This is a genomic window from Bacteroides rodentium JCM 16496 (genome assembly GCF_000614125.1).
Lineage (GTDB): Bacteria > Bacteroidota > Bacteroidia > Bacteroidales > Bacteroidaceae > Bacteroides > Bacteroides rodentium.
In genome coordinates this window covers 1-5,689 of record NZ_BAKJ01000102.1, presented here as the reverse complement: position 1 = coordinate 5,689, position 5,689 = coordinate 1, and the positions used below count along the sequence as shown (strand labels likewise).

Below are 5,689 nucleotides of genomic sequence, written 5' to 3'. Positions count from 1 at the left end.
ATTTAATCACCAACTGGGCATTTTTTAAAGACAAATAGACCGGATTCCCAAAATAAAGTGTTTTCTTAATCATAGTATATAGACTTTACAAGTTATTCATTCATCATTTTCAGGAAAAGGAAGCTCTAAAGTATCATTCTGTTTATCAGAATCCAACAGAAAATTTTCAGGAGAGACAACACTTCTACCCAACTCTTTTTCAGCTTGTTCACGTGCTACTCCGGCTACATTTCCTCCACGTTGTGCTACTTGCTTTTTTAGTAAATGTATCTGGTTTTTCTTTCTGAGAAATTTCCGTTGTGACACGTTCTCCAAGCATTGTAAATACCAACTCCAAATCAGATATGTGGTCACTAAGATTCAGATTTTTCTTCGTCAGCCCCTTATATATTTTATAATCCAAAGGAGTCAATCCAAACGTTGCTCTAGATATTTCTGCCGTAAGAATGGCATAATCACTTTTTTCCGTGATTCCCCTCTCTTTCCATTCATCCGTCAAGTTCTGACGAATGGCAATTCCTCTCAAACGTTTGTCAATCCAATCTTTTGGATAACCTTTTTGCTCATATAGTTCTTTCATGCGCTCCTGAGCCAGTTCCGGATTTTCAATTTCCTGTACACGTTCATAACCTACTTGTGCTAACCAAAGCTTGAAAGGTTCAGCTTTAGGAGAAGGAATAGATTGAATGATGCGAAATAAAGCCTGCACATTTGCCGCCAGCGTTTTTCGTTTTTTTCCTGTATCTGTCACCATTTCTACCTGGGGACAAGTTATCCCCAGGTAAGTAGCCAATTCTTCATCCCGTTTTCGCATCTTCTTCAGATAATCTGTGGGATTCACACTATCAGTCAATACACCAACTACATCTACAACAGAGAAATACCATTGCTGTTCTTCCTCGTTCCATACAGAACGGATTTTTTTCTCTTGAAATAACTTTATATTATTCATTTGCTCTATACTTCACTTCTATAATACGACCTAACCTATCTACTTTTATTGGAATACAAATATCTTTTACCATCTCATTGCTCCATGCTCTCTGTGCTTTATTATTGCTTCCCAATTCTACAGTCGGCAATATCGGATTAGCTATATTGGCAGGAATAAAATGTCCCTCATTTCCTGTACAACTTACCATCTTATAAATCCTCCCCCTATCTATCGGTTCATTTATCCTACCAAAATCCCGTTCTTCTTCGGTTGGCAGATATACCAAATCATTAGGAGACAGCCAAAACAATAATTTATCTCCCTTTTCATTTCTGTCCGGTACAGGAACAAGCCCTTGTTTCTCACGCTCTATAACCCAATTTAAAGGAATAGTCTCATACGTTCTGTTTCCATCTTCTGTTATGTAAATAGCAAAGAACAAGTTAGTACCTTTAGCAGCTTCCACCCATTTGGCACCTTTATTGCCAAGTACACCGACTTTAAATTTATTTCCACGCGGTTCATACACCCTCACCTTATATATAGGCTGATGTCCTTTACCATCATTCAGTTGTAAAAGATTACGGTTCATTTCTTCTATACCTTCTGCAGAAAAAGCCAACTCCGCCTTTCCTTCTTTTGATTTCAGATGATTCAGGAGTATTTTCTGTATGCCAGTATCCGTCACCGATGCTATCTTCTTCTCATTGAAAGTTGAGTCCAATGATTTACGTACTGCAACTAAAGGTTCAGTAGTATTTTCCGTAAAATAATAAACAGCGACTTTGGCTATATCCAGCTCTTTCCACAAGAAAGCATTCTCTTTGAAATATTTTTCAATTTTCTTCTTATCATACTTATATGATAACAATTCAAGAACCTTACTTTTCACTCTTTTGTCAACAATCATAAAAGGAGTATCCAAAGCGACAGATAGGCGTACCACCTTTACCTTTCTTAAATTCACTGCTCCAAAAACCGTATCTTTGTGCATCGGTTTACGGATAGCCCAACTATCACCGATTTTCTGTTTCTCATAAACACGAGTTCCATTTGCATCAAAATGTTGATAAATATTAGTTGTTTTATTTATTATACGCAAATTCTGTTTCAAGCTAACTATTATCCCACTCAACGTTTCTCTTGCATCTTGCGTAAAAGTAGTCCATGGTTTCTTTATAATCCATCTATAATTACCATTACCATCCCCCTACTCTTATCACACAACAGTCTCTGCAAATCATAACGGGAAATTTTCGCATTCCGGCTTGCGGACTCATTATTCAGATAGTTTACATGATTCCGTGTAGCACAAGCTATTACTATTGCATCCATAGCATGATGCCGATGGTCTATGCGTTTCTTACTGAACCCTTTCTGATATTCAAGGGGCACTGCTGTTTGAAAAACTTTTTTTCCGTCTTTATTCTCCCAATGTCCGAAACACTGGGTTTCGGTCAAAGCATTTAAACGTTCAAAACGAGGACTTACAATACTATTCCAGACGTCATTCATGCCCCAATCCTTTTTCAGCCTGTCCGTCACGCTTCCTGTACAAACTAATATGTTTTTTGAAACAGCCTCCGGTTCATATTCACCGCTATCATTCTTTTCACGAACGATATTCGACAAAAGTCCTTTGACAACCTTACTGATATACCGGCTATCGTTTAATTGGCGTTCAATAAATTGCTCGGGAATATCATCAATCAACAATTTTTTCATTTTTATGCCCGATTTTGCATATTGTTCTTTTACAAAACGTTCGTAATTATCCACAGAAAAGATTTCTACTGTCTTTCCAAAACCCACTTCCACTTTCTGTCCATGATGATTCTTGATAAACTCATATCCCAGTTGATTATCTTTCAACTTGTTCACAGCAGATTCACATATCACTTTATTAGAGAATGAATCGTCAAAATAGCGGGATTGAGGTATAACATGTTCTATCTCATACGCAGCAGTAAATAATTTAGCCAAAGGTATCAGCTCACCGGTATAAGGTGAACGATATTTCTGTTCCAGCCATAATTTATAACGCAAGAATTCTGATTTCGTCGGTAATTTACTGGTATTGAATTTTTTCAATATCACATCTATATCTTCCGGAATCTGTTCTTCCCCCTTTAAAACTGCATCCTCATAAATCCGCAATATTTCTTGTTGACTTGGTGAATAGGGACGGACATTCTCTACCCCATATTCCGGATTCACAAATTCAGCAAGCAATGCCTTTATACGTAAATTGGCATTTTCATTCTCCAGAATCTGAGTAGTCATTCTTTTTCGTTTGTCCGCAGGATTTTTCATCTCGCGCCCTAACTCAATATGGATTTCATCAATTTTCCCAACCTGTTTCCAAATGTCCCTGACAACTCTCAATGTCTCGGTTATCACTTGTTCTACGATAGGATTTCGTAGTGAATGTTGCTTAAAAGCAGCCAGATAAGCATCAATATCAGCAGGAGTTTCCCATTTGGTTATTTCTTTATCTTCGGAATGACGATTATACACTACATAACAAGCCAACCACAACGGAAGCCTCTTAAAACAAGATATATCCGACAAGTTCATCGCCTTTTCTCTAACCTTGGCACCTATATTCTCATCACACTCACCTGCTATTATCCTTTCTATTCTTTCCTTGGTTGTACCATCAATCAACGACATATCCCAATACTTTCCGCACCTCATCAAAGGCAACAACTTCTTTATCGCCTTGGCAGAATAGGCGCCATATTCAGACTTGAAAGGAGGAAATTTCTTGAACACTTCCACAAAGGATTCATTCAATCCGTTCTTAACCGCAAAAGTCGCCAATGCTTTCTCTATTTCTTGCTTGTCACTTACAGAATATAAGATATGCCACAAGGCTGTTTCTTTTTCATCAGATAAAAAGTCAATACCAATACCGGCCTTTTCCAAACGGGAAAGAATCGCATGTCTCGTCTCATTACATGGGTAGAACTTATCCTCGACATAATTCCAACGATAATTATTGATTTCCTTTTTCAGTCCAAACGCAGGATATTTCAGAAAAGCTTTCTGATCTATTTCCTTTCGAGAGTTCAGCCAATCAAATAGAGCCACATAATCATCTTCTGTTTTCAAAAACTCCGTTGTCACATCCACATCCAAATGTAAAGTTCCATTTACTTCCCTTTCCTTTTGATATACCCGAATATTGGAAAGGAAATGCCATAAACGGAATTCCTGAAAAAGAGGATGTGACTTGGCTATACACTTTAACGGAGCTGTTTTGATTTCACCTGTTTTGCGGTTTACATATTCATTTTCCTCATAAGGGCAATTAGCTATCAATGACTTTTTGGTTTTCAACGGCCTTTGATAAAACAAGACATCATCCATCAACAAATAGATAAAGTCCCGGTTAGCTATATTTCTCCGTTGCACTTCATTACCCGGATACAACGCTTCAATACACCTCATGTATAAATCTCTATCCTGCAATTCTGCATGAAAAGCACATTGCTTCTGCAAAATCAAGTTCAGTTCCTCCTTGTAAAACTTTCGTTCTACTGTTTTCACCAATTTTCCTATTATCTTTTGTTGTGGCTCCTGCAACAGAGCATCATATATATAACTCCCAATCGTTTTATGAGTACCGGCAATGTCCGCTTCGGTCCTTTTCTTTATTAACATCCAATCATCCTCCTTAGGCGCTCTGAAAGAACGCTTCACCTCACCATACTTATCAAGCTTTGGAGTACCGTCCGGATTTAAGTCAGTAGTGACGATAAACTCTTTTACCCGTCCTTCCCAGTCCAATGGGACATTACTGCTTCTACGATATACCCATCCATTCTCCAGATGTACATTATACCATATATCCCGGCCTTTCTTTTCATCAGTCGCTTCCACCGACAAGACTTTCAATGCATAAAATTCAACTGATTTTCCTGCATTGTCTTCCTCCTCTGCTCCTCTAAGCTGATAATAACCACGTTTCTGATTAAAGTTCAAAAGAATCCATGCCAGTTCTTCTTTACTTATCATTTCTGTCAAAGCTTTCTTACGGAGATAATAAACTGTCCAGTCATAAGGGATTTTTTTACCATCGAAAACCAATGAAGGTTGGTGCTTTGCAAAATCCGCCAACATTTCATTAAACGCTGTCTGAAATAAAAAAGAGTGTTTTCCCCGTCCATCCTTTACCCATGGCAATTTCGGTTCGCTGCCTGACAAGAATTTACCCGTATGCTTTTCAAAATCTATTCCTTTTAAATAGTGTTCCGGCAGGAAGCCAAGAATCTTCAAAACTTTATGTAACCGTTCACGGCGTAGTAATTGTCGCTCTCTCAATCGACGCACCCCTCTAAAACGGGTTCTTTCAGCTGTCTGTGATATAGAATTCCCTTTGTCAAAGTCTCCTAAGATAGCAGCATCCATCGGAATTATTCTACTGCCAGCCATTTCTATCCAAATTCTCTCGGTCTGTTCTTTAATTACAGAGTTTATTACAGCCCATCCTATACTATTGGTTCCCAAATCCAATCCAAGTATCGTTCTCATAGTATCATATTTTGAATATTTTCTTCAAAGGTATTTTTTTTTTCAATATAAGTATTGTATTTCCATATTTATTTTATACATTTGTCATACTAAAATGAAGCAAGTCACAATAAGGATTATTCCGTTGTGAAAACATTAGGTTCCCTCGTCCTTAACGGGGGATTTTTTATTTCCAAAAACTAATTATCATTCCCAATATCCCCCCTCTTTCCTAAAGTC

The 5,689-nt window shown here is 37.7% G+C and carries 1 protein-coding gene and 1 pseudogene; both read right to left on the bottom strand.

Going from position 1 to position 5,689, the window contains the following annotated elements; genetic code table 11:
* Positions 1-208 precede the first annotated feature (208 nt).
* On the bottom strand, positions 209-952 hold the full coding sequence (locus JCM16496_RS20555; RefSeq protein WP_244440526.1) for a BRO-N domain-containing protein: 744 nt from the start codon (positions 950-952) through the stop codon (positions 209-211).
* A pseudogene (gene cas9, locus JCM16496_RS20550) lies at positions 945-5,470 on the bottom strand (type II CRISPR RNA-guided endonuclease Cas9). Before cas9 ends, JCM16496_RS20555 begins: the two are co-directional and overlap by 8 nt.
* Positions 5,471-5,689 lie beyond the last annotated feature (219 nt).

Bases quoted from the DNA above. Each gene is read 5' to 3' on its own strand.
- JCM16496_RS20555 (WP_244440526.1), bottom strand. From the start codon at position 952: ATGAATAATATAAAGTTATTTCAAGAGAAAAAAATCCGTTCTGTATGG.